Annotated in this window: 24 protein-coding genes and 1 pseudogene; 13 read left to right on the forward strand and 12 right to left on the reverse strand. The window is 69.4% G+C overall.

Features of this window, described 5'->3' with window-relative positions; translation table 11 throughout:
• Positions 1-700 precede the first annotated feature (700 nt).
• Complete coding sequence (locus ABD156_RS01265) at positions 701-1,552, forward strand: DUF72 domain-containing protein (protein WP_344264945.1); 852 nt, start codon at positions 701-703, stop codon at positions 1,550-1,552.
• A 731-nt stretch (positions 1,553-2,283) separates the two neighbouring features.
• On the opposite strand, the gene ABD156_RS01270 is transcribed toward ABD156_RS01265, so the two are convergent.
• Entirely contained in the window at positions 2,284-5,070 is a 2,787-nt protein-coding gene (locus tag ABD156_RS01270) for an AfsR/SARP family transcriptional regulator (protein ID WP_344264948.1), read from the reverse strand.
• A gap of 68 nt (positions 5,071-5,138) precedes the next feature.
• On the opposite strand from ABD156_RS01270, the gene ABD156_RS01275 reads away from it, so the two are divergent.
• Together ABD156_RS01275 and ABD156_RS01280 are read left to right on the forward strand one after the other, a co-directional pair.
• Entirely contained in the window at positions 5,139-6,077 is a 939-nt protein-coding gene (locus ABD156_RS01275; protein ID WP_344264951.1) for an o-succinylbenzoate synthase, read from the forward strand.
• Positions 6,078-6,162: 85 nt separating this feature from the next.
• A complete protein-coding gene (locus tag ABD156_RS01280; RefSeq protein ID WP_037807882.1) occupies positions 6,163-6,372 on the forward strand; it encodes a PspC domain-containing protein in 210 nt (69 codons plus the stop codon).
• 94 nt (positions 6,373-6,466) lie between these two features.
• On the opposite strand, the gene groL is transcribed toward ABD156_RS01280, so the two are convergent.
• From groL to ABD156_RS01300, 4 genes are all read right to left on the reverse strand, one after another.
• The gene (gene groL / locus ABD156_RS01285; protein WP_344264958.1) at positions 6,467-8,095 is read right to left on the reverse strand and encodes a chaperonin GroEL; all 1,629 of its coding nucleotides are present in this window, start codon (positions 8,093-8,095) and stop codon (positions 6,467-6,469) included.
• Positions 8,096-8,362: 267 nt separating this feature from the next.
• Positions 8,363-10,156, reverse strand: a complete 1,794-nt coding sequence (locus ABD156_RS01290; RefSeq protein ID WP_344264961.1) for a serine/threonine-protein kinase — start codon at positions 10,154-10,156, stop codon at positions 8,363-8,365.
• Between the two features lie 71 nt (positions 10,157-10,227).
• A complete protein-coding gene (locus ABD156_RS01295) occupies positions 10,228-10,431 on the reverse strand; it encodes a cold-shock protein (protein WP_009083993.1) in 204 nt (67 codons plus the stop codon).
• Between the two features lie 105 nt (positions 10,432-10,536).
• Positions 10,537-11,148 carry an AIM24 family protein gene (locus ABD156_RS01300; protein WP_344264966.1) on the reverse strand — a complete coding sequence of 204 codons (612 nt, stop codon included), beginning with the start codon at positions 11,146-11,148 and terminating at the stop codon, positions 10,537-10,539.
• A gap of 134 nt (positions 11,149-11,282) precedes the next feature.
• On the opposite strand from ABD156_RS01300, the gene moeA reads away from it, so the two are divergent.
• Positions 11,283-12,476 (forward strand): molybdopterin molybdotransferase MoeA, encoded by a 1,194-nt coding sequence (gene moeA, locus ABD156_RS01305; protein ID WP_344264969.1) that lies wholly within the window; start codon positions 11,283-11,285, stop codon positions 12,474-12,476.
• Positions 12,477-12,701: 225 nt separating this feature from the next.
• Here the strand turns inward: moeA and ABD156_RS01310 are convergent.
• The 3 genes and pseudogenes from ABD156_RS01310 to ABD156_RS01320 all read right to left on the reverse strand — a co-directional run.
• A pseudogene (locus ABD156_RS01310) lies at positions 12,702-12,935 on the reverse strand (phosphotransferase-like protein); the annotation flags it as partial.
• 54 nt (positions 12,936-12,989) lie between these two features.
• The gene (locus tag ABD156_RS01315) at positions 12,990-14,249 is read right to left on the reverse strand and encodes an MFS transporter (RefSeq protein WP_344264972.1); all 1,260 of its coding nucleotides are present in this window, start codon (positions 14,247-14,249) and stop codon (positions 12,990-12,992) included.
• Complete coding sequence (locus tag ABD156_RS01320) at positions 14,246-14,791, reverse strand: ArsR/SmtB family transcription factor (protein WP_344264975.1); 546 nt, start codon at positions 14,789-14,791, stop codon at positions 14,246-14,248. Before ABD156_RS01320 ends, ABD156_RS01315 begins: the two co-directional genes overlap by 4 nt.
• Positions 14,792-14,852: 61 nt before the next feature.
• Here ABD156_RS01320 and ABD156_RS01325 point away from each other — a divergent pair, with 61 nt between their 5' ends.
• Positions 14,853-15,143: a GlsB/YeaQ/YmgE family stress response membrane protein gene (locus ABD156_RS01325; protein ID WP_344264978.1), complete on the forward strand. Its 291-nt coding sequence runs from the start codon at positions 14,853-14,855 to the stop codon at positions 15,141-15,143.
• A gap of 39 nt (positions 15,144-15,182) precedes the next feature.
• On the opposite strand, the gene ABD156_RS01330 is transcribed toward ABD156_RS01325, so the two are convergent.
• Positions 15,183-15,359, reverse strand: a complete 177-nt coding sequence (locus ABD156_RS01330) for a hypothetical protein (protein WP_344264981.1) — start codon at positions 15,357-15,359, stop codon at positions 15,183-15,185.
• 225 nt (positions 15,360-15,584) lie between these two features.
• Between ABD156_RS01330 and ABD156_RS01335 the strand changes: the two genes are divergently transcribed.
• Together ABD156_RS01335 and pssA are read left to right on the forward strand one after the other, a co-directional pair.
• The gene (locus ABD156_RS01335; protein WP_344264984.1) at positions 15,585-16,298 is read left to right on the forward strand and encodes a phosphatidylserine decarboxylase; all 714 of its coding nucleotides are present in this window, start codon (positions 15,585-15,587) and stop codon (positions 16,296-16,298) included.
• Positions 16,299-16,300: 2 nt separating this feature from the next.
• Positions 16,301-17,269 (forward strand): CDP-diacylglycerol--serine O-phosphatidyltransferase, encoded by a 969-nt coding sequence (gene pssA, locus ABD156_RS01340; RefSeq protein ID WP_344264987.1) that lies wholly within the window; start codon positions 16,301-16,303, stop codon positions 17,267-17,269.
• A 2-nt stretch (positions 17,270-17,271) separates the two neighbouring features.
• On the opposite strand, the gene ABD156_RS01345 is transcribed toward pssA, so the two are convergent.
• The gene (locus tag ABD156_RS01345) at positions 17,272-17,907 is read right to left on the reverse strand and encodes a TetR/AcrR family transcriptional regulator C-terminal domain-containing protein (RefSeq protein WP_344264990.1); all 636 of its coding nucleotides are present in this window, start codon (positions 17,905-17,907) and stop codon (positions 17,272-17,274) included.
• 86 nt (positions 17,908-17,993) lie between these two features.
• Between ABD156_RS01345 and ABD156_RS01350 the strand changes: the two genes are divergently transcribed.
• From ABD156_RS01350 to ABD156_RS01360, 3 genes are read left to right on the forward strand one after another with little or no spacing between them, the layout of a single operon-like run.
• Entirely contained in the window at positions 17,994-18,605 is a 612-nt protein-coding gene (locus ABD156_RS01350; RefSeq protein WP_344264993.1) for a nitroreductase family protein, read from the forward strand.
• 41 nt (positions 18,606-18,646) lie between these two features.
• Positions 18,647-19,513 carry an alpha/beta fold hydrolase gene (locus ABD156_RS01355; RefSeq protein WP_344264996.1) on the forward strand — a complete coding sequence of 289 codons (867 nt, stop codon included), beginning with the start codon at positions 18,647-18,649 and terminating at the stop codon, positions 19,511-19,513.
• Positions 19,514-19,564: 51 nt separating this feature from the next.
• A complete protein-coding gene (locus tag ABD156_RS01360; protein ID WP_344264999.1) occupies positions 19,565-21,853 on the forward strand; it encodes an AAA family ATPase in 2,289 nt (762 codons plus the stop codon).
• Positions 21,854-22,101: 248 nt separating this feature from the next.
• Here ABD156_RS01360 and ABD156_RS01365 read toward each other — a convergent pair whose 3' ends face one another.
• The gene (locus ABD156_RS01365; RefSeq protein ID WP_344265002.1) at positions 22,102-22,767 is read right to left on the reverse strand and encodes a LytR C-terminal domain-containing protein; all 666 of its coding nucleotides are present in this window, start codon (positions 22,765-22,767) and stop codon (positions 22,102-22,104) included.
• Complete coding sequence (locus ABD156_RS01370) at positions 22,764-23,072, reverse strand: DUF3263 domain-containing protein (RefSeq protein ID WP_009084016.1); 309 nt, start codon at positions 23,070-23,072, stop codon at positions 22,764-22,766. Before ABD156_RS01370 ends, ABD156_RS01365 begins: the two co-directional genes overlap by 4 nt.
• A 139-nt stretch (positions 23,073-23,211) precedes the next feature.
• On the opposite strand from ABD156_RS01370, the gene ABD156_RS01375 reads away from it, so the two are divergent.
• From ABD156_RS01375 to thiD, 3 genes are all read left to right on the forward strand, one after another.
• On the forward strand, positions 23,212-23,778 hold the full coding sequence (locus ABD156_RS01375; RefSeq protein ID WP_182896458.1) for a peptide deformylase: 567 nt from the start codon (positions 23,212-23,214) through the stop codon (positions 23,776-23,778).
• Between the two features lie 334 nt (positions 23,779-24,112).
• The gene (gene thiC, locus ABD156_RS01380; protein WP_344265009.1) at positions 24,113-25,756 is read left to right on the forward strand and encodes a phosphomethylpyrimidine synthase ThiC; all 1,644 of its coding nucleotides are present in this window, start codon (positions 24,113-24,115) and stop codon (positions 25,754-25,756) included.
• Positions 25,753-26,577, forward strand: a complete 825-nt coding sequence (thiD, locus tag ABD156_RS01385) for a bifunctional hydroxymethylpyrimidine kinase/phosphomethylpyrimidine kinase (protein ID WP_344265012.1) — start codon at positions 25,753-25,755, stop codon at positions 26,575-26,577. The genes thiC and thiD overlap by 4 nt, the downstream gene beginning before the upstream one ends.
• Positions 26,578-26,584: the final 7 nt, after the last annotated feature.

A 26,584-nucleotide genomic window follows, 5' to 3' on the forward strand; every position in this document is an offset into this window, starting at 1 on the left:
GCCTGGTTCAGCGGAGCAGCCTGCCGCACTGGGCAGGTTCCGCCGGACTCGGTCAGGGCTAGCCGGACCAGCCGGGACGGACGTGAACTTGCCTCCGGCTGGGTGGCGCGGCCTGCCGGGTCAGGCGAGCATCGCCGGACCCATGACGGGGCTGGCCAGGCCAGCTGCGACGAACGCGAACTCCCCTCCGGCGGCTGGGCGGCTGGGCGGCTGGGCGGCTGGGCGGCTGGGCGGCTGGGCGGCTGGGCGGCTGGGCGGCTGGGACGAGCGTGCACTTGCCTCAGCCAGGTCCGGCAGATTCGACGAGCCACGACTCAGGCAAGAGTCGCCCCGCCGAACGGGGAGAAGCGGTGCCCGCCACCCTCCTGCCGTTCCCCTGCCTCGTACCGCCGTCCGTGTCCTCGCGCCGCGCTCGCACCTCCAGTTCGCGTCGCGCACCCCGTCGAAACTTCGCCCCATCGGCCCGGGCTCCCGCGATCTTCCTTCTCTGCCGCGGCAATCGCCGCCGTCCGCCCATTCGCGTTCTCGCCGTCCCCTCCGCGTCCCGACCCGACGGCCAGGCAACGGAGTCAACCCCATGAGACCCACGTCCCTTCGATCAGGACGCATGTCCCAATCATTAGCCCACCTGTCCGGAAAGCAGCCGCGCGGACGGGTTTACCGCAACCGTCCGCACGGGAACCCTCGGCGGCGAAAGGCGGTGAGCGAGATCGGCCAGATCCGAGTGGGCACGTCCGGCTGGCGATACCCGCCGTGGCGCGGCGCGTTTTACCCCTCCGGCCTGCCGCAACGGCGCGAACTCGAGTACCTCTCCCGCCGGACGAACGCCGTCGAGATCAACGGGTCCTTCTACTCACTGCAACGCCCGGAGCGATACCGCGGCTGGCACGCCGAAACCCCGGCCGGATTCCTGTTCGCGGTCAAGGGCGGCCGGTTCATCACCCATCTCAAACAGCTGCGCGACGTCGAAACCGCGCTCGCCAACTTTTACGCCTCCGGCGTCCTCGCGCTCGCCGACAAACTGGGCCCGTTCCTCTGGCAACTCCCGCCGAGACTGGCCTTCGACCCCGATCGAGTCTCCACGTTTCTAGGCCAGCTCCCGCACACCACCAGCGAAGCAGCCGCGCTCGGAGCGAAGCACGACGACAAACTCAAGTCCGAATCCTTCCTGGAATCCGGCCCCGATCGACCAGTGCGGCACGCGCTCGAAGTGCGCCACCCCAGCTTCACCACGACCGAGGCAACAGACCTGCTCAAAGAACATCGAGTCGCCCTGGTCACCGCCGATGCCGCCGCGCCGTGGCCGTACCGGGAGGACCAGACCACTGATTTCAGTTACCTCCGATTGCACGGCTCGGAAGACCTCTACACCAGCAATTACTCCGACGCAGCCCTGCGCGCCTGGGCCGCGAAGATCACCGAATGGCACGACGGCGGCCGCCGAGACGTGCATGTCTACTTCGACAACGACAGCAATGCCGCGGCCCCGCACAATGCCGTCACGCTCACCCGCATGCTGGACCTTGCCACCGAAACAGGCCCGGCACAGTGAGCGGACAGTGAGCGCACTTCGGTTGGGTGGCGGTACGGGCCGCCGGTGGTCTACGTGCTGCCACTGGGGGTCGGCACGCGGACCACCGCGCCCGGCGCCCTCAGGCGACCATCGGGAGAGCCGCTCCGCCAAACGGCCGAAGCCTCCCCGCACCAAGTCGGCCAACTACGCCCGCCCGCGTTGGGATGGTTCAAACCAGTCCCGCGCCGCATCAGCACGGCTGCAGCTAATCCCGCACCACGAGAGCCACCTGCATTCGCACACGATCCGCGCCACCGCAATCCGGCCGAAGCCCGCCCAAGCCAAACCAGCAGCCTGCGCCCGAACTCGATCCAGCCCTCGCCACCGCAATGCGACTGGAACTACCAGCCATCTGCGCCTGTGCCCAATCCAGACCGAGCAAACAACAGCCCGCACGCCAGCGACGCAGCCGAAGCCTCCCCGCACCAAGCCCACTAGCTGCGCTCACGCCCGGCCCTCGCCGAGACGGCCCAGCCCGAGTTGCTTGCAACGCGCAGTCCCGTGCCGCCGCAGTACCACCGAAACTTCCCCGCGCCAACCCAGCCCGAACCGCGTCCGGATGTTTCAGCCGCGTCAATGCCGTCCGCGTGCAACCAGCAGTCCAAAGCCACCGCGGCACCGTCGCATCGAACCAACCAAGTGCGACCGCACCGCGATCCGGATGGTCCAGCCACGCAACCAACCGCCCCTCAGGAGCGGCGGGGCCGAAGCTACCCCCGCACCAACCCAGCCAGCTGCGCCCGCACCCGATCGGCATCCGGGTGATCCAACCGAGTCAACAACCGGACCGCGCGCAGCCAGCAGTCTCGTGCGGCGGCGGTTCGGCCGTAGCGCAAATGCGCTGTTCCCAGTTCTGACAGGACATCCGCGGCCTCGTACTCCTCGTCCATCGCGAAGAACATGTCGACCGCTTCCGACAGGCACTCGATGCCCTCCACGTGCCGGCCCAAGCCCAGCAGCGCGCGGGCGCGGGCGGCCAGCGAGAAGCGGCCCTGTGGCAAATCGTCCGCCGGGACCAAGGCCAGCGCCTCGTCTGCTAGCGACAGTGCCTGCGGGTAGTCGCCCATCATCGCGCACAGGTCGCCCAAAGCGCGCAAAACGTTCGCTTCCACCGAGGTGAGACCCAGCTCCCGCGTGATTTCCAGTGAACGCAGGCCATGTCGGTACGCCTCGGGGAAATCTTCGATGCCCTGCGCGGTCATCGCCAGGTTGTAGCGCGCCCGCGCCTCCCCTGGCAGCGAGCCCAGTTCTAGCTGCACGGTTAGCGCCTGCTCCAGGTATTCGCGCGCCAGCACGTAATTCCGGGCGACTCCCTCGATCACTCCGAGTCCATTGAGGATCGCCGCTTCACCATGCCGTTCGCCGGAGTTTCGCGCTGCTCGCAGGCCGATCTCGAAGACGTACCGCCATTCGTCGACTCGCGCGCGTCCGGCGAAATAGGTGAACAGCGACCAGACCAGCCGCCAGCATTGCGCGTGTCGGCCGATCCGGAACGACCATTGGATCACCGAAATCAGGTTCCCGTGCTCTTCGCTGAACCAGGCCAAAGCTCGGTGGAAGTCCGAGAATTCCAGTGCACCAGCCGACGGGATCGAGCCGATTTCGTCCATCAGCTGGTTCGGGCGCATCGCCAAACCCGCGTTCCGTGCCGACGCGATGAACCAGTCGAGCAGCCGCGAGCTGGCTGCCGCACGCTCCGCGGCGTCGTCCTCCTGCTCCGACAATTCATTCGCATAGGCGCGGATCAGGTCGTGGAACTGGTACCGGCCGGGCTTCGGCTGGATGAGCAAGTGAGTCGAAACGAGCGTGTCGAGAGCGCCGCGAGTCTCCTTTTCGGACCGGCCGCTGAGCGCGACTGCCATGCCCAGCGACAAATCCGGACCGGCGGACAGGGCCAGCAATCGCAGAAGCCGGGCCGCGGCCGGGCACAGAACCCGGTAGGAGTAGGAGAAAACTGTGCGGATATTGGTCTCGTCGCCGTCGCCGAGGTCGAAGGTGCTCAACCGGCCCGCGTCCGAGGGCAAGGCTGCTACGAACTCGTCCAGCGGCAGCCTGGGGAACTGGGCCGCGCGCACGGCGAGGATTCGGATCGCCAGCGGAAGTCCGCCGCAATACTGGACAAAGCGCTCGGCCGCGACGGGATCCTCGTGTACTCGTTCGACGCCGATGGCCGACGCGAGAAGTTCCACTGCCTCTTCACTGTCCAATTCGGACAGAGCGATTCGGCGGGCGCCGTGAGTCGCCACCAGTCCGCGCAGTTGCCAGCGACTCGTCACCACCACCAGACATCCGGGTCCGGGCAGCAGCGAACGCACCTGCTCGGTGCTGTTCGCGTTGTCCAGCACCACCAGCAAGCGCCGGCCGGTGGTGTAAGTACGCCAAGTCGCCGCGCGTTCGTCCAAACCGGACGGAATGCGGTCGGCGGGGACGCCCAGCGCGGCGAGCATCGTTTCCAGCGCGGCGATCGGCGACACTGGCGCGCCCGGGCCGTAGCCGCGCAGGTCCAGAAATACCTGGCCGCCCGTGAATCGGTCGGCGATCTGGTGTGCGAAGTGGACAGACAGGGTGGTTTTCCCTTGTCCGCCCATGCCTTCCACCGAGGCGATCGGTGTGGAGGTGCCGTCGTCCAGGGCTTCCGGAAGCAACGCGCGCAGGGCCTTCAAGTCCGCCGCCCGGCCCGCGAAAGCGCCGAGGTCGGCCGGAAGCTGGTGCGGCACATGAGGTTCCAGAGGGGTTCGGAATCGGGTGCCCTCGTCGCCGCCCAGTACTAGCCGGTGTGCGCGCTGCAGACCGGCACCGGGGTCTAAGCCCAGTTCCTCGGCGAGCAACCCGCTGATCCGCCGGTAGACGTCCAAAGCTTCGGCTTGCCGCCCGGAGCGGAGCAGCGCGTACATCAGTTGCTCGTGCGGCCTCTCGCGCAGCGGATGTTCGCGCGTCAGACGCTCCAGCTCAGGCACGACGGTGTCGTACTCGCCGACGGTCACCAGCGTCTCGGCCCACTGCTCGCGCACCCGCGTGCGTTCCTCGGCGAGCTGTCCGACCTCGTCCCGGTGCAGCGCGTCCGACTCCACGTTCTGCAGCGCCGAACCCCGCCACTGCCCCAGCGCGTCCTCGAAATACCCCGCCGCCCGCCGGTGTTCGCCTCGCTCCGCCGCGCTGCGGCCGCGCGCCGCGAACTGCCGGAACCGGCCTAGATCCACCGCGTTCTCGTCGACTTCCAACAGGTAGCCGCCGCGTTCGGTGCGGATCGCCGCGCCGTCGCCGAGCGCCCGGCGCAGCCGCAGGACATATGTCTGCAGCGCGCCCTTCGACCGGCGCTGGTCGTCGCCCCACAGCCAGTGGCTGAGCACGTCGACCGACACCAGCCGATTCGCCCGCAGCAGCAGTCCGGCGAGCACGATCAGCGGGCGGCTGCCGCCCAGCGGCACCACCTGGTCCCCGGCCAGCACCTCGGCCGGGCCGAGCACCCGGAAATCGAGGCCGTCCACACGTTCCATTGTGGCGTTGAGACGGCCCCCGCGGCACCTCGGTTCCCGTCCCCGCCGCGATGGCATGATCGGCAGTCATGCAGGTTTACGCGCTCCCGCTGCACACCCGGTTCCGGGACATCACCGTCCGTGAAGGACTGTTGCTCCGCGGCCCCGCCGGCTGGGGCGAGTTCTGCCCGTTCGCCGACTATTCGGACATCGAGAGCACGCCGTGGCTCGCCGCCGCTCTCGAAGCGAGCGAAGAAGGCTGGCCCGCGCCGGTCCGCGACCGTATTGAGGTGAACACGACAGTCCCGATTGTGTCGCCCGAGCGCGCGCACGAACTGGTCCGTACCTCTGGCTGCCGCACGGCGAAGGTCAAGGTCGCCGACAAACGCGCGACGCTCGCCGAGGACTGCGCGCGCATCGAAGCGGTGCGCGACGCCCTGGGTCCGTCCGGCGCGATCCGGGTCGACGCCAACACTGCGTGGGATGTCGACACCGCCGTGCACGCGCTGGGCGAACTGGACCGCGCGGCCGGTGGACTGGAGTACGCCGAGCAGCCCTGCCCCACGATCGACGACCTGGCTGCCGTCCGGCGTCGCGTGTCAGTGCGGATCGCGGCCGACGAATCGATCCGCCGCGCGGAAGATCCGCTGAAGGTCGCGGTCGCCGGAGCCGCCGACATCGCCGTGCTCAAGGTCGCCCCGCTCGGCGGCGTGCGGCGTGCGTTGGAGGTCGCGGAGGCGTGCGGGCTGCCCTGCGTGGTGTCGTCGGCGGTGGAAACCAGCGTCGGGCTGGCCGCCGGGCTCGCGCTCGCCGGGGCGTTGCCGGAGCTGGACTTCGCCTGCGGACTCGGCACGATGTCGTTGCTGCGCGGGGATGTCTGCACCGACACTCTGTCCCCTGTGGACGGTTATCTGCCAGTGCCGCGGCAGGCCCCGGAACCCGACCGGTACCCCGAATTCGCCGCGTCGCCCGAGGTGGCCGCGGCGTGGCTGGACCGGTTCGAGCGGGTCCGCCGGATCAGCGGGTAAGGGAGACTTCAGGGTCGCGGCCCCGGGGCTATCTCCGGGGCGATCCCGGATGTGCGGCGCGCCCCGGTCGCGGAGTATTGCTGGCATGACGGACAACGTGCAGGCCGCACCGGCCAAGAAGATCTTCCGCAGCCGCTCCGACCGCATGCTCACCGGCGTGTGCGGCGGATGGGCCAACTACCTCAACGTCGACCCTTCGATGGTGCGCATCGCCGCGGTCGCCGGGGCCGTGCTGTCGGCCGGGGTGATCCTCCCGGTCTACGCCGCCGCGGCCGTGCTGACGCCCGAAGACTGATCGCCCGGCGCCGTGCCCCGGGAGCTAGTGCAGAAACGGGCGAAGCCCGGCCCACCGCGAAGGTGAACCGGGCTTCGCCGGAAAGCAGCCGAACTCAGAAGTCCATGCCACCCATGCCGCCGGTCGGGTCGGCCGGAGCGGCAGCAGCCTTCTCCGGCTTGTCCGCGACGACAGCCTCGGTGGTCAGGAACAGCGCCGCGATGGAAGCGGCGTTCTGCAGCGCGGAGCGGGTGACCTTCGTCGGGTCCGGCACGCCGGCCGCGAGCAGGTCCTCGTACTCGCCGGTGGCGGCGTTCAGGCCGTGGCCCTGCGGCAGCGACTTGACCTTCTCCGCCACGACGCCGCCCTCAAGGCCGGCGTTGATCGCGATCTGCTTGAGCGGAGCCTCGACGGCGACCTTGACGATGTTCGCGCCAGTGGCCTCGTCACCGGTCAGCTTCAGGCCCGCGAACGCGGCCTCGGCAGCCTGGATCAGGGCCACGCCACCGCCGGCGACGATGCCCTCTTCCACGGCGGCCTTGGCGTTGCGCACCGCGTCCTCGATGCGGTGCTTGCGCTCCTTCAGCTCGACCTCGGTCGCGGCGCCGGCCTTGATGACGGCCACGCCGCCGGCCAGCTTCGCGAGCCGCTCCTGCAGCTTCTCGCGGTCGTAGTCCGAGTCGGAGTTCTCGATCTCCGCGCGGATCTGGTTGACGCGACCCTGGATCTGGTCGGCGTCGCCCGCACCCTCGACGATGGTGGTCTCGTCACGGGTGATCACGGCCTTGCGGGCGCGACCCAGCCACGACAGGTCCGCCTTGTCCAGGCTGAGGCCGACCTCTTCCGAGATGACCTGGCCGCCGGTCAGGATCGCGATGTCCTGCAGGATCGCCTTGCGGCGGTCGCCGAAGCCCGGGGCCTTGACGGCGACGGACTTGAAGGTGCCGCGGATCTTGTTGACGACCAGGGTCGCCAGGGCTTCGCCCTCGACGTCCTCGGCGATGATCAGGAGCGGCTTGCCGGACTGGATGACCTTCTCCAGCAGCGGCAGGACGTCCTTGACGTTGGAGATCTTGGAACCGAAGAGCAGGACGTACGGGTCCTCCAGCTCGGCTTCCTGGCGCTCCGGGTCGGTCACGAAGTAACCGGACACGTAGCCCTTGTCGAAGCGCATGCCCTCGGTGAGCTCCAGCTCGAGCCCGAAGGTGTTGCTCTCCTCGACGGTGACGACGCCTTCCTTGCCGACCTTGTCCAGCGCCTCGGCGATCAGCTCGCCGATGGTGCGGTCAGCGGCCGAGATCGAGGCGGTAGCAGCGATCTGCTCCTTGGTCTCGATCTGGACGGCGGCCTTGTGCAGCTGCTCGGTGATGGCCTCGACGGCCGCCTCGATGCCGCGCTTCAGCGAGATCGGGTCGGCGCCGGCCGCGACGTTGCGCAGGCCCTCGCGCACGAGCGCCTGGGCGAGCACGGTGGCGGTGGTGGTGCCGTCGCCCGCGACGTCGTCGGTCTTCTTGGCAACTTCCTTGACGAGCTCGGCCCCGATCTTCTCCCACGGGTCCTCGAGCTCGATCTCCTTGGCGATGGAGACACCGTCGTTGGTGATCGTCGGCGCGCCCCACTTCTTTTCGAGCACGACGTTCCGGCCCCGCGGGCCGAGGGTCACCTTGACGGCTTCGGCGAGGGTGTTCAAGCCGCGCTCAAGACCGCGGCGGGCGTCCTCGTCGAACGCGATCAGTTTGGCCATTGCGGTGTGGTCCTCCGGTATTGGGCGCCACCGCCGCGCTGTCTCCAGCGGCGGCAGCAGGACACGTCCTCGGCCAGGCTCGGTGCCCGCGACGGACGACTGACCGGTGGGTCAGCCTCACCGTCCCGACCTTCAGGCAGGCGGTCGGTGACCGCTCGCCTAGCACTCGACGGCGTCGAGTGCCAATGCCGTGTTTAGCACTCTCCGGGGTCGAGTGCAAGGAGCGCAGGTCAGCGTCGGTGCTCTTCGGAGAGCAGGTCGGCCGGGTCAGTGGCTCGGCTGGATGTGGATCGACGACGGCGGCGGGCGCAGCGACGACGGACCGGCGGACTTCGAGCCGCCGGGGCCGACCGGGATGTTGGGCGCGGACGACGTCGGAGCCGTTCCGCCGGTGCCGTTGTCGTCCCCGCTGAAAAGGAAGATCGCGCCGACGACCAGTCCGGCCACGACGAGCAACCCCAGCGCGATCCACAGCCACTTCAGGCCGCCGCTCTTGGACTGCTTCTCGAACGCGCCCGCGCCGCCTGCCGGGGACGGCGGGCGCAGCCGCATCGGGTCGCCGAAGGCCTGCGGCGGGTGGCCCTGCTGGTTCGGCTGACCGGGGTAGCCCGGCTGGTTCGGGTAGCCGCCGTAGCCGGGCGGGGGGCCTTGCTGAGGTTGCTGGCCCGGTTGACCTGGCTGTCCCGGCTGACCTGGTTGGCCGGGGCCGGGCTGGCCGGGGTAGCCGTAGCCGGGAGGCGGGCCTGCCGGTGCTTGGCCGGGGTAGCCCTGCTGGCCTGGTTGCGGCTGGCCGGGTTGTCCGGGCTGTGGCTGTCCGGGCTGCGGCTGACCCGGCTGGGGCTGGCCGGGCTGTGCTGGATAACCGGGCGGCGGCTGGTTGCCGTAACCGGCGGGGCCGCCGTAGCCGCCCTGGGTGGCGTATCCGGGCTGGCCGGGCTGTGCCCACGCGCCGGGAACGGCCTGGCCGCCGGGCGCACCCGGTACGCCGACGCCGGGAGCGCCAGGACCTTGTCCCGCAGCCCCGGGGCCGCCCGGCTGAGCGCCTGGCCCGCCAGGACCGGCCGGTCCACCGGCACCAGGTCCACCGGCACCAGGTCCGCCAGCACCACCAGCTCCGCCGGGAACACCGGTTCCGCCCGCGCCGCCAGGTCCTTGCTGCATGCCCGCCTCCGGAAGTCCGTTCGGCCGGGCCGGGCCCGGCGGGGTGTCCGAGGTCGCGAGCGGGCCGAGCGCGACCCGGGCCGCGGCGATCATCGCGACGCAGTTGGGGTAGCGGTCGTTCGGGCTTTTCGCCATGCCCTTGCGGATCACGTCGTCCACGGCCGCGGGGAGCGCCACCACGCTCGCCACCGACGGCGGCTCTCCGCCGAGGTGGCCCTTGATGACGGTGGGGACGTCGCCGCGGAACGGCGGGTTGCCGGTCAGGCAGGCGAACAGCACGCAGGTGAGGGCGTACTGGTCGGTGCGGCCGTCGAGCGGTTCGCCGCGCAGGTGCTCCGGGGCGGCGTAGGTGGGCGAGCCGAGGAAGTCGCCGCCGCGCGTGCGGTGGCCGGTGGCGCCGCGGCGGGTGAGGCCGAAGTCGGCGACGTAGACGTGCTCGCGCGAGGTCTCGCGGCTGGTGACGAGGACGTTGGCCGGTTTGACGTCGAGGTGCACGAGGCCGTGGTTGTGCAGGGTGTCGAGAGCGTCGGCGACCTGGTCGAGCAGGCTGAGCGCGCGGGACGGGCTGATCGGGCCCGCGGACATCAGGCCGGCGAGGTCGCCGCCGTCGACCATCCGCATGGCGATGTAGAGCATGCCGTCGAGTTCGCCGAAGTCGTACAGCGGGACGACGTTGGCGTGGTCGATCGCGGAGGTGTTGCGTGCCTCGTCGACGAACCGTTCGCGGAACTCGGCGTCCGCGCCGAGGTGGTCACCGATGACCTTCAGCGCCACCTTGCGGCCGAGCCGCGTGTCCGTGGCCTGGTAGGTCACGCTCATGCCGCCCTTGCCGAGCACCGAGTCGATGCGGTAGTGGCCCAGCTGGCGACCGGTGAGGTCCCCCGACACGTCGCCTGTCACGCAGCGCAGCTTAACGCGCCGGTATCCGCTGCCACTGCCGGTTCGCCCAACCGGTCAGCGGACCTGCCTCGCTAGACCTTGCGGACGTCCGCGGCCTGGCTTCGGCCGTCGCGGCCGGACTGGACTTCGAACTCCACCCGATCGCCCTCGTCGAGAGTGCGGAATCCGTCGGCCTGGATGGCCGAATAGTGGACGAAGACGTCCGGCCCCTCGGGGGATTCGATGAACCCGTAGCCCTTTTCCGAGTTGAACCACTTGACGGTGCCGACTGCCACGGCGCCCTCCCTCGGGACAAGAATCCGCTGTCCATCAGCGTGCGAAGTGGAGTTCACGCTACCGGAATCAGCGCTCCCGGCAATGGGGTAATCGGCAGATTCCCCTTACGCCTGCGACACTCGCCGGTTGCGCGATTGGACGAGCACGGTTCCCGGTCCGGCGAAATCGAGGACGAGTCCTTCGCCGGTTCGCAGCGACTGCGGACCGCTCGGGTCAAGCGCGCGCAACCGGCATTGCAAGGTGTCGGGATAGGCGAGCAGATAGTCCGGGCGCACGGTCACGATCTCGCCGCGGCCGAGGTCGAACGAATCCACCGGGCCGGGCGCGGTGAGCAGGAGCGGGCCGCGGCCGCTGTAATGCTCGAGGAACCCGGAATCGGCGCCGAACAACTGCTGCAGCGGGGCCCAGTTCTGGTCGACGCGGACCGTGCTCGGCCGGGCGAGCACGCCCTCGCGGTGCACCGACCAGCCGGTGGAACCGGTCAATTCGAGCGGATAGACGTCGCCGGGACCGAGCGGAGCGAGATCGACCCAGCCGCCTTCCTGCGGCGCGGTGAACACCGAAGGGCCGCCCTTGCGGCCGCGGTTCTGGTTCGTCTCGGCCACGTTGAAGCTGCTGGCCAGCAACGATTCCGCGGCCGCCTGCACGGCTTCGCCGGGGGCGAGCAGCACGCGGGCGACGCCGAACCCCGGCGTGTGCCTGGTGTGGACGCGCATGTCAGCGGGGGTTCGCGAGCGCGGCGCGCCCGGCCTGGTTGCGGACCCGAAACTGCATCAGAACTCTCCCCGTACTCCCCGGCTTGTGCCGGGAGAGTGTTGCACGACGGGCAGCAAGAGGGAGGATGGTCCGCGTGATCTCTGTCGACGCCTACCGCGAGACCGTGACCGAACTGCTCGGCCGCGCGCCCGTCCGCACTGTTCCGGTGGCCGAAGCCGCCGGGCTCGTCCTGGCCCGCGACGTGCTCGCCGACGTGGCGCTGCCGCCCTTCGACAACTCCGCGATGGACGGGTACGCCGTGCGCGCCGCGGACGTCGCCGAGGTCCCGGTGACGCTGCCGGTGGCCGACGACATCCCGGCCGGCCGGGTCGAGGTCAACCCGCTCGAATCGGGTACCGCTCAGCGGATCATGACCGGCGCGCCGCTGCCGCCGGGCGCGGACGCGATCGTGATGGTGGAGGACACCGACCGCGGTACGTCGGAAGTCCAGATCTCCCGCGCGGCCGCTGTCGGCAGCCACATCCGCCGGATTGGCGAGGACGTCACGAAGGGGACCACCGCGCTGCACGCGGGCACCGTGCTGAGCCACGCGCACCTGGGCCTCGCCGCCGCGGTCGGTTTGGCTGAGCTTGAGGTGTTCCGGCCGCTGTCGGTGCTGGTGGTGTCGACCGGCACGGAGCTGGTGGAAGCCCCGAACCCGTTGCAGCACGGGCAAATCTACGAATCGAACAGCGTGATGCTGGCGGCGGCTTTGCGGGGGCTCGGCTGCCAGGTCGAGGTCGTGCGCAGCGTGGTCGACGATGTGGAGGAATTCCGCAAAATCATCGAGCCGCGGCTGGAGTCGGTGGATCTGCTGATTACGTCTGGCGGAGTGTCGGCCGGGGCGTACGAAGTGGTGAAGGACGCGCTGACCGGACAGGGCGTGGAATTCCAGAAGATCGCGATGCAGCCAGGCGGGCCGCAGGGGTGCGGGCGGTGGAATGGCGTGCCGGTGGTGACGCTGCCAGGGAATCCGGTGAGTGTGCTGGTGTCGTTCGAGGCGTTTTTGCGACCGGCCGTGCTTTCGGCGATGGGCCATTCGGACGTGGACCGACTGCGAGTACGGGCTCGGTTGACTGAGGACATGACGTCCCCGGCCGGCCGACGACAGTTCCGGCGGGGGTTTTATACGCCGGTTCTTGGTGAGGTGACTGGGGTTGTCGGGCCGCGGGGTGGGCCGGGGTCACATTTGCTCGCGGCGTTTACGCAGGCTAATTGCCTGATCGTGTTGCCGGAGGAGGTTTCGGCGGCTTCGGAGGGGGATGAGGTTGAGGTGCTGCTGCTTTAGCAGTGGTCTGTTCGGTGGTTTTTCTTGCTGAGTGGGCTGTTCCCCGATGCTGCCGTGCCCATCACGCTCGTGCTTCAAGGCCGCGTTCTGACGGCGCAGCAAGTTGATGCCGCACTCCCGGCGATTTTCTCTGTCGCCAAGCACTCGGCGAATTCGCGGGATCGTCGCAGCCGGATTCGGCGAGAATGCTCGGCTGAGGTTTCCCCGCCGAGCGTTTCTCGCCGATCAGCCGACCCGTGCGGCGATGGTCCGTGCGCACTCCAGCGACTCGGTGCGCGTGGTGTCCACCTCCAGGTCATAGACCATGCCGCGGTGGACCATCTCCGCCTGGGACGCCGCCATGCCGATGACACGATCGCCTCGTGCGACCTCGCGGCCCGCGGCCACCGCACTGTCGCATCGGACGCCGACCCACAGCACCCGCAGTTCGCCCAAAGCCTTCTGCCATCGCTTCTGCGAGTCCGCTCCGCCAACGCAGCCCCCGCCCTCTCCGGGGGACGGCCCTGGTCCAGTCTATCCGCCCCCACCAACAACCCCGCCCACTTCAGCCGGGTTGTCCACAGCCAGTGCGACTTGGGGAAAGTCCCGTGCCCGCCGCAACGGTCCCAGCAACAGCACCACAAGCGACGCCAGCTGGACGCCCACCATCGCGAACATCGCCACCCGCACCCCCGCGGTCTGTCCGAGCGCCCCGCCCAGCAAGGCGCCCAGCGGGATGGTGCCGTAGTTGACCATCGACGAGCTCGCGCTGATCCGGCCGTAAAGATGGCGCGGGCAATACCGCTGCCGGAACGTCGCGCCCAGCACGTTCGATCCGACCACGCCCGCCGCGATTCCCGCTCCGGCGAGGACGAACAGCGTCAGACCCCACCCTGGCCGAGCCAGCGGGCCGAGCAGCATCGCCGGTACTACCAGCGCCTCGCACCACAGGAATCCCCAAGCGGTGCCGGTTCGTCGGGCGACCCGGCTCACCAACGTCGCGCCGAGCACTCCGCCGACTTCGCCGAGGGCGAGCACGAATCCGACGGCACCAGGGCCCTGGCCAAGCACGTCCACCAGGAAAACCACTGCCACGGCGTAAAAACCGTTCAGGGCCAGGTTCGCGACCCCGCCGGAGAGGACCAGCACTCGCAGGTACGAATCCCGGGTCACGATTCGCAGTCCTTCGGCGATTTCGACACCTAAACGCGTACGCGGGCCCGGAGGCGGTTCGTCCGCACGCAGGAAACCCAGGCACAGTGCGGAAAACCCGAAGCTCAACGCGTCCACGAGCACACCGCTGACCGGCCCGAACGCCGAAGCCAGCAGCCCGGCCAACCCAGGACCGCCGACCTGCGCCGCGGATTCCGCGCCCTGAAGCCGGACGTTGGCGCCCAGCAGATCGGCATCGTCCACAACGGAAGGAAGGAAAGCCCGATAGGCAAGAGAAAAGAACACCTTAGCGAAGCCGCCGACCAAAGCGGCGACCAGCAGGAGCCCGACAGAGAGAAATCCAGCGGCCCACGAAATAGGCACAACAAGGAAAGCCGCCATCTGGATGGCGTCGCAGACCAGCATCACCCGGCGCTTAGGCCACCGGTCAACCCAAGCCCCGGCGGGCAAACCCACCGCAAGCCAGGGAATCCACGCAGCAGCGGTCAGCGAAGCGACCTCGAACGTCGACGCGTGCAGCACCAGCAACGCCACCAACGGAACCGACGCACTAGCCACCGCACTGCCGACTGTGCTGACCGTCTGCCCAGTCCACAAGAGACGGAACGCGGCACCCTTCACGGCTCAGCTCTGAAGCCACGCCCAAACACGAATACCGACTGCCGTTCCGCCGAAGGATCAGAAGCCGCTTTAGCACCGAATTCCGCGAACAGCGCGGCCATCCGCTCATTCAGCTCCGCCAATTCCGCAGGCGTCAACCGCATCCACGCATCAGACGAGAACCACGCGTCACGCCATTCCTCCGGAGCGGTCTCCAATTCCGAAAGCCAGCCCCGGGACAAGGTCATCTGCCGATCGAGGCTCACCGTCTCCGCGACCTCCGCCACCGGATCCCCGGCGAAATCCGCGGTGGCCCAGGACAACGCCTCAGAAGGACGCCGCCACCACCTCTCCCGCCGGTCCCGCGCCAATTCCGGCGCTTCGACCACCAGACCGGCCCCGGAAAGCACCTTCAGATGGTGGCTCACATTGCCCACCGCCTGCCCGGTTTTCTCCGCGAGCACCGACGCGGTGGCCGGGCCGTCGAGTTTCAGCATGTCCAGCAGGCGGCGGCGCAGCGGATGCGACATCGCGGCCAGCACCTGGGAATCGCGGACCTCCATGATGCACAAGAGTAGTTGTACAACAGTTCTTGTGCAATAGCCCGAAGGTATCCTCGCGAGCATGGGCATCATCCTGTGGATCGTCTTCGGCGCGCTGGTCGGCTGGATCGCGAACCTCGTGGTCGGCGGCCGGGAACGGCAGCGGCAGGGCTGTCTCGTCAGCGTGCTGGTCGGCGTGGTCGGGGCGGCCCTCGGCGGCTTCGTCTACCGGCTCGCGACCGGTGAGCAGCAACACTTCGAGTTCGATTTCCCGAGCTTCGGCGTCGCCATCCTGGGCGCGATCGTGCTGCTCCTCGTGTTGCGGCTGGTCAGCGCCGCGACCGCGGGCCGGCGCGATCGTGACCGTTGGTAACGGTTTCCCGACGATCTGTCAGAACACCCCGGTCGCGGACTAAACTGACCCGTTCCGCGCCCGGGTGCGTGCTTCGTCGGGGGACGCATGCACCCGGGCCGCGTCGCGCACGAGCCGGGCGGCGTGCACAGGGTCGACGAGCTGGGGAACGGGCGCCGAAAGCACATCCCGGCGCCAGGCGCGCAGCAACTGCGCGAGCAGATCGGGTACCGCCATCGTCTCCCTCGCCAGGTCGGCCCGGGCACCGGTCCCGAGCGGCGTCAACTACCCGGTGTTATCGGATTGTTCGACGCGTCGTTACCGGTTTGTGGTCGCGCCCACCCGCGCCGGGGCAACCCTTACGACCAGGGGCCGCCGGGTCCGCCGCAGGCGGGCGGTAGCGTGGGGAAGCCCAAATCGGACCCTTACACCGACCGAGACGAACAGCGGGGAACTCGACCCATGAGCGGCCAGCCCACCGGTAACCCCCTCGCGCACGCTGTCCAGCTGGCCCGCGAGACGTTCCCGCCGATGCACCCGGCAGGACGGCCGTTCCTCCTCGGCGGTCTGGCCGCGACGATCGTGGCGCGCCGGTTCTCCAAGCGCCTCGGCGTGGTCGGCGCGCTCGCGACCGCGGGCATGACGGCGTTCTTCCGCGAGCCGAAGCGCGTGCCCCCGCTGCGGGACAACGTCGCGATCTCGGCCGCCGACGGCACCGTCTCGCTCATCGAAGAAGCGGTTCCGCCCGCCGAACTCGGCCTCCCTGCCGAGCCGCGGATGCGGGTGAGCGTGTTCCTCTCCGTCTACGACGTGCACGTCCAGCGCACGCCGGCGGCGGGCGTGATCTCGAAGGTCGCGTACAAGCCGGGCAAATTCCTTTCCGCGGACCTCGACAAGGCGAGCGAGGTCAACGAGCGCAATTCGCTGGTGCTGCACACCGTCGACGGCCACGAGCTCGTCGTCGTGCAGATCGCCGGTCTGGTCGCGCGCCGCATCCGGTGCGACGTCCGCGAGGGCGACAAGGTGTCCGCGGGCGAGACCTACGGCATCATCCGCTTCGGCTCGCGCGTCGACACCTACCTGCCGCCGGGCAGCCGGGTCGTGGTGGCCAAGGGCCAGCGCACCGTCGGCGGCGAAACCGTGCTCGCCGAACTTCCTGCGCTGGGAGAAAGCTGACCATGGTCCGCGTGACCACCCCGGGCGTCCGGCTGCTGCCGAACGCGATCACCGTGCTCGCGCTCTGCGCCGGTCTCTCCTCGGTGCAGTTCGCCCTCACCGGCAACTACGCGATGGCGATCGGCTCGATCGGCATCGCCGCCGTCCTCGACAGCCTCGACGGCCGGATCGCCCGGCTGCTCGACGCGACGTCCAAGATGGGCGCCGAACTCGACTCGCTGTCGGACGGCATTTCGTTCGGCGTCGCGCCCGCGCTGGTGCTCTACATCTGGCAGGCGCACGGCGACCGCATCGGCTGGGTCGCGTCGCTGATCTTCGCGGTCTGCATGATCCTGCGGCTCGCCCGCTTCAACACGCTTCTCGACGACACCGACCAGCCGCCGTACGCCGCCGAGTTCTTCGTCGGCGTGCCCGCGCCGGCCGGCGGACTGGTCGCGATGCTGCCGCTGATCGCCACGCTGCAGTGGGGCGAGGGCTGGTGGTCCGAGCAGTACGTGGTGCTGGTGTGGACCATCGCGGTCGCCGCGCTGCTGATCAGCCGCATCCCGACGCTGTCGCTCAAGACCGTGAAGGCCCCGGCGAAGGCGATCGCGCCGCTGCTGGTGGGCGTCGGCCTGCTGGCCGCCGCGATCATCGTGTTCCCGCTGGTGGCGCTGGCGATCGCACTGGTGCTGTACCTGCTGCACATCCCGTATTCGGTCTACCGGCACCGCTGGCTCGCCGCGCACCCGGAGGCCTGGGAGGTGCCGCCGCGGGAACGCCGCGCGATCCGCCGGGCCCGCAGCCACCGACGGCTGCGGTTGCGTCCGGCCTCTGGCCGGGTCGCCGGTGCGGCGATGCGCGCGGTGCGGCGGACGAATTCGGACCTGGTGCGGAGCCGGAACCTGCGGGAGCGGGACCACAGCTCGGCCACGTCCGGGCCGACTCAGCGGCGTCGCAGCTGGCGTCGGATCGGCATTCGGCGCCGGTAGTTTCAGGCCTTTCCCAGCGCGGACACCAGCAGGTCCAGCTGCGCCTCGAAGTCCTGTCGGCAATCAGCGTCGGTCAGCACCGGCAACAGGCGGTGCAGGTTCGGCGTTTCGCTGGGCGTCGCCATGCGGCGGAACCAGTCGTCGACCGGCTCGGCGCGATCTAGCGGTGCCCCGGCCAGGCCGGTTTCCTCGGTGAGCGCGGCCCCGAATGTGAGGCCGGTCAGGGAGCGGTACGCGCGCACGGCCTCGGTGTCGTCCAGCCCGGCGTCCAGCAGGGCGCCGAGCATGCTGTCGATCACCTTCAACGCCCCCGGCGAACGCGGGTTGGCCTCCTCCGCGACCAGGGTCCGTAGCACCGCCGGATGCTGCCGGAACTGCGCGTAAAGCCCCTCGGCCAGGCCGCGGATCCGGACGTCCCACGGCGCGTCCGGATCGGGCACGGGGACCGCCTCGAACATCCGAGCCACGAGGCCGTCCAGCAGGTCGCCCTTGTTCCGCACGTGGTTGTAGAGCGACATCGCTTCGACGCCCAGCTCCGCGGCGAGCTTGCGCATCGACAGCGCCGCCATGCCGTGCTGGTCGACGAAAGCGAGGGCCGCGTCGAGCACCTTCTCGCGCGTCAGGGTTTCCCGGGCCATCCCGCGAGCTTACGGCGTAAGTCCTCGACAGCCTCGTACTTACACCGTACGCTTACGCTGTAAGTACGCAGCCTGGGAGGTCCACAGTGGATGCCGTCACCCTGCTCACCACAACCCGCTCCGTCCGGCGAAAGCTCGACCTTGCGCGGCCGGTTCCACGGGCCGTGCTCGAGGACTGCCTGCGGATCGCGCAGCAGGCCCCGGCCGCCGGTTCCCTGCTCGCCGCCCAACGCTGGGTGGTCGTGCTCGATCCCGCGATGCGCAAGGAAATCGCGGCCGTCACCCGGGAAGCCGCGGAGGAATCGTGGCGGAAGTACGCGCACCTCGTCGACAAGCGGATGCTGGACTCGGCTCGCCACCTCGTCGAGCACCTCGACCAGGTGCCCGCGCTCGTCCTGCCGTGCATGCCCGGCCCGGTGCCGACGGGCACCGCCGAGCTTTCCGCGTACTACGGCTCGATCTACCCGGCGATCTGGAGCTTCCAGCTCGCCCTGCGCACGCACGGGCTGGCCAGTTCGCTGTGCAGCTACCACCTCGGCGGCAGGGAGGCGGACGTCGCGCGGATTCTGGGGATTCCGGAGGAGGTCGCGCAGATCGGCCTGCTCGCGGTCGCGTATTCGACCCAGCAGGAGTTCTCCCCCGCCGCCCGTCCGCCGGTCGGTGACATCCTGTCCTTCGACGGCTGGGCGAAGCAGTAGCTCGGGTGTCGAAGGACAGCCGACGAGTTCGAGGGGCGGATATGGCTGAGAGTGCACGGCCCGGCTGGGTCGACGACGAACTGTTCCCGTTTGAAAGCCGCTTCGTCGACATCGACGGGCACACCGTGCACTACGTCGACGAGGGATCCGGCCCCACGCTGCTGCTCCTGCACGGCAATCCGACCTGGTCGTTCCTCTGGCGCGACGTGATCCGCGCCCTGCGCGACGACTTCCGGTGCGTCGCCCTCGACTACCCGGGCTTCGGGCTGTCGACGCCGAAACCCGGCTATCGCGGCCTGCCCGAGGAGCACGCCGACGTGGTCGCCGGGTTCGTCGACGCGCTCGGCCTCGGCGGGGTCACGCTGGTCGGACAGGACTGGGGCGGTCCGATCGGCTTGGCCGCCGCACAGCGCCTGCCCGGAGTCTTCGAACGGCTGGTGCTCGTCAACGCCTGGGCCTGGCCGGTCAACGGCGACCCGTACTTCGAGGCTTTCGGCCGCATCGCCGGCGGACCTCCCATGCGCTTCCTGGCGCGCAGGCTCAACCTCGTCGTCAAGGCGTTTCTCCCGATGGGCCACCGAAAACGGAAGCTGACCGAGGCCGAGATGACCCACTACCGCCGTGCGATGGACACGCCCGAGCGACGCCAGGCCTCCGGCGTGCTCCCCGGCCGGATCCTCGCCAGCCGGACCTTCTTCGCCGAGATCGAGGCCGGCCTTCCCGACCTGCCGACGCTGATCGTGTGGGGCAACGCTCAAATCGGTTTCCGGCCCCGCGAACGCGAGCGGCTGGAAGCGTCCTTCCCGAACCATCAGACCGTAAGCCTTGACGGCGTAGGGCTTTACGTGGAGTCCGACGCGCCCGAGGAGTTCGTCGCCGCGATCCGCGACTGGTCAGCGATGCCGTAAGCGGCCTTTCGTTCGCGCACAACCGCCCGCCGGTTCATTAGGGTGAGCAGCGTGAGCGATCCGCAGATCACCCTGACCGTCCGGCACACGCCGTCCGCGCTCGACGCGCGGCGGGGAGTTGTCCGGCTGCACCCCGAAGTGCTCGACGCGCTCGGCCTGCGGGCCTGGGACGCCGTGTACCTCACCGGCGCGCGGCGCAGCGCCGCCTTGGCCGCGCCCGCCGCCGAGGAAGCGATGCCGGGTGTCGTGCTGACCGATGACGTCACCATGTCGAACCTCGGCGTCGCCGAGGGCGGCGAGGTCGTGGTCTCGCCGGCAGAGGTCACCGCTGCCCGCACGGTCACCGTGTCCGGGTCGCGGCTGGCGTCCGTTTCGGTGTCGCCGCAGACGTTGCGGCTCGCGCTCACGGGCAAGGTCCTCACTCGTGGCGACGCGGTTTCCTTGCTGCCGCAAGACCTCGCGCCCGCGCCGGGATCGGACGTCGCCGCCGTGCGCGGGCAGTTGTCCCGCGTGATCGGGGCGACCTGGACCAACGAACTGCTGACCGTTACCGCTACCGAACCGGCTGGCGTTGTCGTGGTTGGACCGTCCACTGTGGTCAGCTGGCGAGACGGTGCCCGCACCGGCGCGCCGACTAGCGAACCGCCGATGCGCACCGCGACCGCGCTCGTCCGCACCACCGCGGTCACCGCCGCCGAGGACTATCTCGACGCGGAGATCGTCGAAGAGGTCGTCACCGAGGCTCGCGAGGAAGAGCTGGACGAGCCGGTGCCGGTCGCCGATCTGGTCGGAGCCGAAGGCGCGGCGCGCAAGCTGGCCGAGTGGTTCGACCTGGCGTTCCACCGGCCGGAGCTGCTGGCGAAGCTGGGCACTTCGGCGCATCTGGGTGTGCTGCTGTCCGGGCCGGAAGGCGTCGGCAAGGCCACGCTGGTGCGGTCGGTCGCCGCCGCCGAGAAGGTGCGCGTGGTGTCGGTGACCGCGCCGAATATCGCGGTACTGGAACCGAATGCGGCACACCGTTCGCTGCGCGAGGCCATCGACCGGGCGACGAACGGCGACGGTCCCGGCGTGCTGTTGATCAACGACATCGACGCGCTGCTCCCGGCCACGCAGCCGCCTCCGGTGGCCACCGTGGTGCTGGAAGAACTTCGCTCCGCGCTGCGCCAGGACGGGCTGGCGGTGGTGGCGACGACCGCGCGGGCCGAGTCGGTGGACCCGCGGCTGCGCGGTGCCGACCTGCTCGACCGCGAGCTGGGGCTGCCGCTGCCGGAAGCGAAAACGCGCGTCGAACTGCTGCGGATCCTGCTGCGCGACGTGCCGGTCGAATCCGGGGCCGACCTGGGCGTCCTCGCCGAACGAACCCCCGGCTTCGTCGCCGCCGACCTGCTCGCCCTGCGCCGGGACGCGGCGTTGCGGGCCGCGCTGCGCCAGCGGGACGTCGAAGAACCCAAGATCTCCCAGCAGGATCTGCTCGACGCGCTGGCCACCGTCCGGCCGATCTCGCTGTCCACTTCGGACAATCTGGCCACCGGCGGCCTGACCCTGGACGACGTCGGCAACATGACGTCGGTCAAGGAAGCGCTCACCGAGACGGTGCTGTGGCCGCTGCGCTACCCGGACTCGTTCGCCCGGCTCGGCATCGAACCGCCGCGCGGCGTGCTGCTGTACGGCCCGCCTGGCGGCGGCAAGACGTTCCTGGTCCGGGCGCTCGCGGGCACCGGCGCGCTCAACGTGTTCGCGATCAAGGGCGCGGAGCTGCTGGACAAATGGGTCGGCGAATCGGAACGCGCGGTCCGCGACCTCTTCCGCCGGGCCGCCGACGCCGCCCCGTCGCTGATCTTCCTCGACGAGATCGACGCGCTCGCCCCGCGCCGCGGCCAGTCGTCCGACTCCGGCGTGGCCGACCGCGTGGTCGCCGCGCTGCTCACCGAACTGGACGGCGTGGAGCCGATGCGCGAGGTCGTCGTGCTGGGCGCGACGAACCGGCCCGAGCTGGTCGACCCGGCTTTGCTGCGTCCCGGACGCTTGGAGCGGCGGATCTACGTGCCGCCGCCGGACGCCGAATCCCGCGCCGCGATCCTCGCCGCGACGGCCAAGCACACCCCGCTGGCGTCCGATGTGGACCTCGCGGCCACCGCGGAAGCGCTGGAGGGCTACTCAGCCGCCGACTGCGCCGCGCTGATCCGGGAGGCGGCGCTGACGGCGATGCGCGAGTCGCTGGAGGCACGCGAGGTGACCGCGGCGCATCTGGACAAGGCTCGGGAAGCGGTGCGGCCTTCGCTGGACGCGGCGCAGTTGGCGACTTTGGAGGCTTACGCGCAGGCGCAGCAGGAGCGTTGAGCTGCTCGTGAGCGTTGGCGCCGCTTCGCTCGCTCGGCACCCGACCGAAGCGGCGCGGCGCGCGAGGTCGCGGTCCGTGAGGGCCACCCTGAGGGACTCTGATTCCCTCAGGGTTCCCCTCACGGACCTCCGCAGGAGCCACGCGGCTCGCCGCTCCGAACGCGGACCAGCCCAACGCCCGGAGCGCGGCCCCGCGGACATGACAAAGCCCGCGCCGTAGCGCGGGCCGTCACCGGTATCGGGAAAGGTCAGCTGCCCTTGTGCCCGCCGGGCTGGTAGTCCTTCGTGATGATCACGATCACGCCGGGGCTCGAGTTCTGGATGCCGTCGAACCGGGGCTGGGCCTGGAAGCCGAACTCCTTGGCCAGCTGCTTCGCGGCGGCTTCCTCGTCGGTGCCCGGCCGGAAGTAGGCCGTGGTCGCCGGGATGTTGCCCTGGGCGTAGTTGCCGACCTCGGCGACGTTCCAGCCCGAATTGCGGAAGTCGGCGGCGGCCTGTTCGGCGAGGTGCTTGACCAGCGAGTTGTTGTAGACGCGCAGGGTGACCCACTTGTTCGACGCCTGCTGGTCCGGGCCCGCCTGGCCCGGCTGCCCTGGCTGCTGGCCCGGCTGGCCGCCGGGCTGTCCGGGCTGGCCCGACGCCGGAGCCGACGACGCGGCGGACGACGAGGCCGGGGCCGACGAGGCGGGCGACGACGGCGGCGCGGAACTGGGCGCGGCCGAGGACGACTGCTCCGGCGCGGACGACGATCCGCCGGGTGCGGTGGGTTCGCCGGACGTGCTCGGTCCGGCGTTCTGGTCGCCGCTCGTGTTGAGCACGGTGACGCCGCCGATGACGGCCGCGACCACCGCGATCCCGATCAGCGCGACTCCCGCGGCCTTCAACGGCCGGGACAGTCCCGAGAAGACGCTCATGACAGCTCGATCCCCAACCGCCGGGCCCCGCGTTTGCGCTGACGGGCGGCGCGCGTTTTGCGCAGCCGCTTGACCAGCATCGGATCGGCCGCGACGGCCTCCGGCTTGGCCAGCAGCGTGTTCAGCAACTGGTAGTAACGGGTGGAGGACAGTCCGAAGCGCTCCCGGATGGCGTTCTCCTTCGCCCCGGCGTGGCGCCACCACTGCCGCTCGAACGCGAGAATGTCCAGTTCGCGTTCGGTCAGGCCACCGACATTCTCCGGCGGCGACGGCTGGTTTCCAGCCATCGACTCCGCGGCGTCCATGCGGTCCTCGCAATCGGTGTCGGCAGTCCTTCCGCGGGCGTCATTGAACCACGGAACCCATGCTCGACATGGGCATCCGACACGGCGCGTCACGGTCCGATCCAGGTGTACCAGAAGGGTCCGACTAAACTCGGCGTCCGTGACCGTCCACCCCATCTGCATCGCCGGCGAACCCGTGCTGCACCAGCCCACGCGCGAGATCACCGAGTTCGACGACAAGCTGGCCACCCTCGTCGAGGACATGTTCGAGACCATGTACGCGGCCGAGGGCGTGGGCCTCGCGGCCAACCAGATCGGGCTCGACCTGCGGGTATTCGTATACGACTGCCCGGATGACGAGGGCGTCGAGCACAAGGGCGTGGTGGTCAACCCGAAGCTCGAGACGTCGGAGATCCCGGAGACCATGCCGGACCCGGACGACGACTGGGAGGGCTGTCTCTCCGCCCCCGGCGAGTCGTACCCGACCGGACGCGCCACGTGGGCGAAGGTGACCGGCTTCGACGTCGAGGGAAATCCGATCGAGGTCGAGGGCACCGGCTACTTCGCGCGCTGCCTGCAGCATGAGACCGATCACCTCGACGGGTTTATCTATCTGGACCGTCTAGTCGGCCGCCACGCGCGCGCGGCGAAGAAGATGCTGAAGAAAAACAAGTGGGGTGTGCCCGGCCTGACCTGGCTGCCGCCGAAAGAACCCGCCGACGCCTGACCCGCGCCGCACCTTCCGGACCACAACCCGAGATCGCGCTGGTTTCTGGACTGAGCGATTTCGACGGCCCCCGGGCCGGCGAAATCGGGAGGGAAGAAACCAGCTTCCCGGCGATCTCGGCGCCCCGGCAGAGCCGGGGCAATCAAACACCACGGCGGGGTTGTGTCCGACCGAGGCGCCATGGCATCGTCGCAAGAGCAACCTCAACCGAATGCAACGCGGGAGCTCGCGCCTTGGCGGGCTGAGAGGGTGGCTGGTGTCCATCTCGCGGACACCCGGCGTCACCGACCGCATGAACCTGACCGGGTAATGCCGGCGTAGGGAGTGAACGTCGTTGACGACGCTGGAAAACCAGGGTGCCATCGCCCCGTCCGTCACCACCGGGCCGATCACCGGCTCGCACAAGGTCTATCACCGCACCGAATCCGGACTGCGGGTTCCGGCGCGGCGGATCGACCTGTCGAACGGGGAGCACTTCGACGTGTACGACACGTCCGGGCCCTATACCGATCCGGACGCGAACATCGATGTCCACAATGGACTCCACCCGCTGCGGTCCGGCTGGGCCGACGGACGGGAGCACAACACCCAGCTCGGCTGGGCGAAAGCCGGCGTGATCACCCGGGAAATGGAGTTCATCGCCGCGCGCGAACGCTGTACTCCGGAGTTCGTGCGGGACGAGGTCGCCCGCGGGCGCGCGGTGATTCCGGCCAACCGCAAGCACCCGGAGACCGAGCCGATGATCATCGGCAAGAACTTCCTGGTGAAGATCAACGCCAACATGGGAAATTCGGCCGTCTGGTCCTCTGTGGAGGAAGAGGTCGACAAGATGGTGTGGGCCACCCGCTGGGGAGCCGACACGATCATGGACCTCTCCACCGGCAAGCGGATTCACGAGACCCGCGAGTGGATCGTGCGCAACTCGCCGGTCCCGGTCGGCACCGTGCCGATCTATCAGGCACTGGAAAAGGTCAACGGGGAGCCGGAAAAGCTCACCTGGGAGATCTACCGCGACACCATCGTCGAGCAGTGCGAGCAGGGCGTCGACTACGTCACGGTGCACGCCGGCGTGCTGCTGCGCTACATCCCGCTGACCGCGCGCCGGGTCACCGGCATCGTCAGCCGCGGCGGGTCGATCATGGCCGCCTGGTGCCTCGCGCACCACCAGGAATCCTTCCTGTACACGCACTTCTCCGAGCTGTGCGAGATCCTGCGCGAGTACGACGTCACGTTCTCCCTCGGCGACGGCCTCCGTCCGGGCTCGATCGCGGACGCCAACGACCGCGCCCAGTTCGCCGAACTGGAGACCCTCGGCGAACTGACGCACATCGCGCGCGAGCACGACGTGCAGGTGATGATCGAAGGCCCCGGCCACGTGCCGATGCACAAGATCAAGGAAAACGTCGAGCTGGAGGAAAAGCTCACCGGCGAGGCCCCGTTCTACACGCTCGGCCCGCTCGCCACGGACATCGCGCCGGCGTACGACCACATCACCTCGGCGATCGGTGCGGCGCAGATCGGCTGGTACGGCACGGCGATGCTGTGCTACGTAACGCCGAAGGAGCACCTCGGCCTGCCCAACCGCGACGACGTCAAGACCGGCGTGATCACCTACAAGATCGCCGCGCACGCCGCCGACCTCGCCAAGGGCCACCAGTACGCGCAGGACTGGGACGACGAATTGTCCAAGGCCCGCTTCGAATTCCGGTGGAACGACCAGTTCAACCTGTCGCTCGACCCGGACACCGCGCGGGCTTTCCACGACGAGACGCTGCCCGCCGAACCGGCCAAGACCGCGCACTTCTGCTCGATGTGCGGGCCGAAGTTCTGCTCGATGCGGATCACCCAGGACGTGCGCAAGTACGCCGAGGAGCACGGTCTGTCCTCTGTGGAGGCGATCGAGGCGGGCATGGCCGAGAAGTCCGCGGAGTTTTCCGAGCAGGGCAACAAGGTCTACCTGCCCGTGGTCAACCAGTGACAGTCACCCCACGCACCGCCCTCACCATCGCCGGATCCGATTCCGGCGGTGGTGCGGGCGTGCAGGCGGACCTGCGCACGTTCTTCGCCAACGGAGTGCACGGGCTGGTCGCGCTCACCGCGGTCACCGTGCAGAATTCGCTTGGCGTGCAAGGGTTCTCCGAGATTCCGGTCGACGTCGTCACCGCGCAGATCAAAGCGGTCGCCGAGGACATGGGCGTCAACGCGGCGAAGACCGGCATGCTCGCCACCGCGGAAATCATTCAGGCAGTGGCGAAAACGCTCGACGAAGTCCACATCGGACGCACCACGGACACGCCGTTCGTGGTCGACCCGGTGGCCGCGTCGATGACCGGCCACGCTCTGCTGCGCGAAGAAGCACTGGAAGCGATTCGGACCGAATTGTTCCCGCGCGCCACGCTCATCACGCCGAACCTCGACGAGGTCCGGCTGCTGACCGGCGTCAGCGTTACCGACACAAAGAGCCAATACACAGCCGCGGAAGCGTTGCTGGAGTTCGGTTCCCAGTGGGTTCTGGTCAAGGGCGGGCACCTCTACGACGCCGCCGATTGCGTCGACCTGCTCACCGACGGCTCGGCGGTAATCGAGCTGAGCGGACCGCGCATCGACACGGAAAACACCCACGGCGGCGGCGACACCATGGCGTCGGCGATCACCTCGTCGCTCGCGAAGGGCGCGGACGTGCCCACTGCGGTCGCGGAGGCGAAGCGGTTCATCGAACGCTGCGTCCTGGAGGCTTATCCGCTGGGTGCGGGAGTCGGCCCGGTTTCCCCGTTCTGGCGGCTCGCGAACCCGCAGTGAATGCGAC

This window comes from Amycolatopsis albidoflavus, from assembly GCF_039525725.1.
GTDB lineage: Bacteria > Actinomycetota > Actinomycetes > Mycobacteriales > Pseudonocardiaceae > Amycolatopsis > Amycolatopsis albidoflava.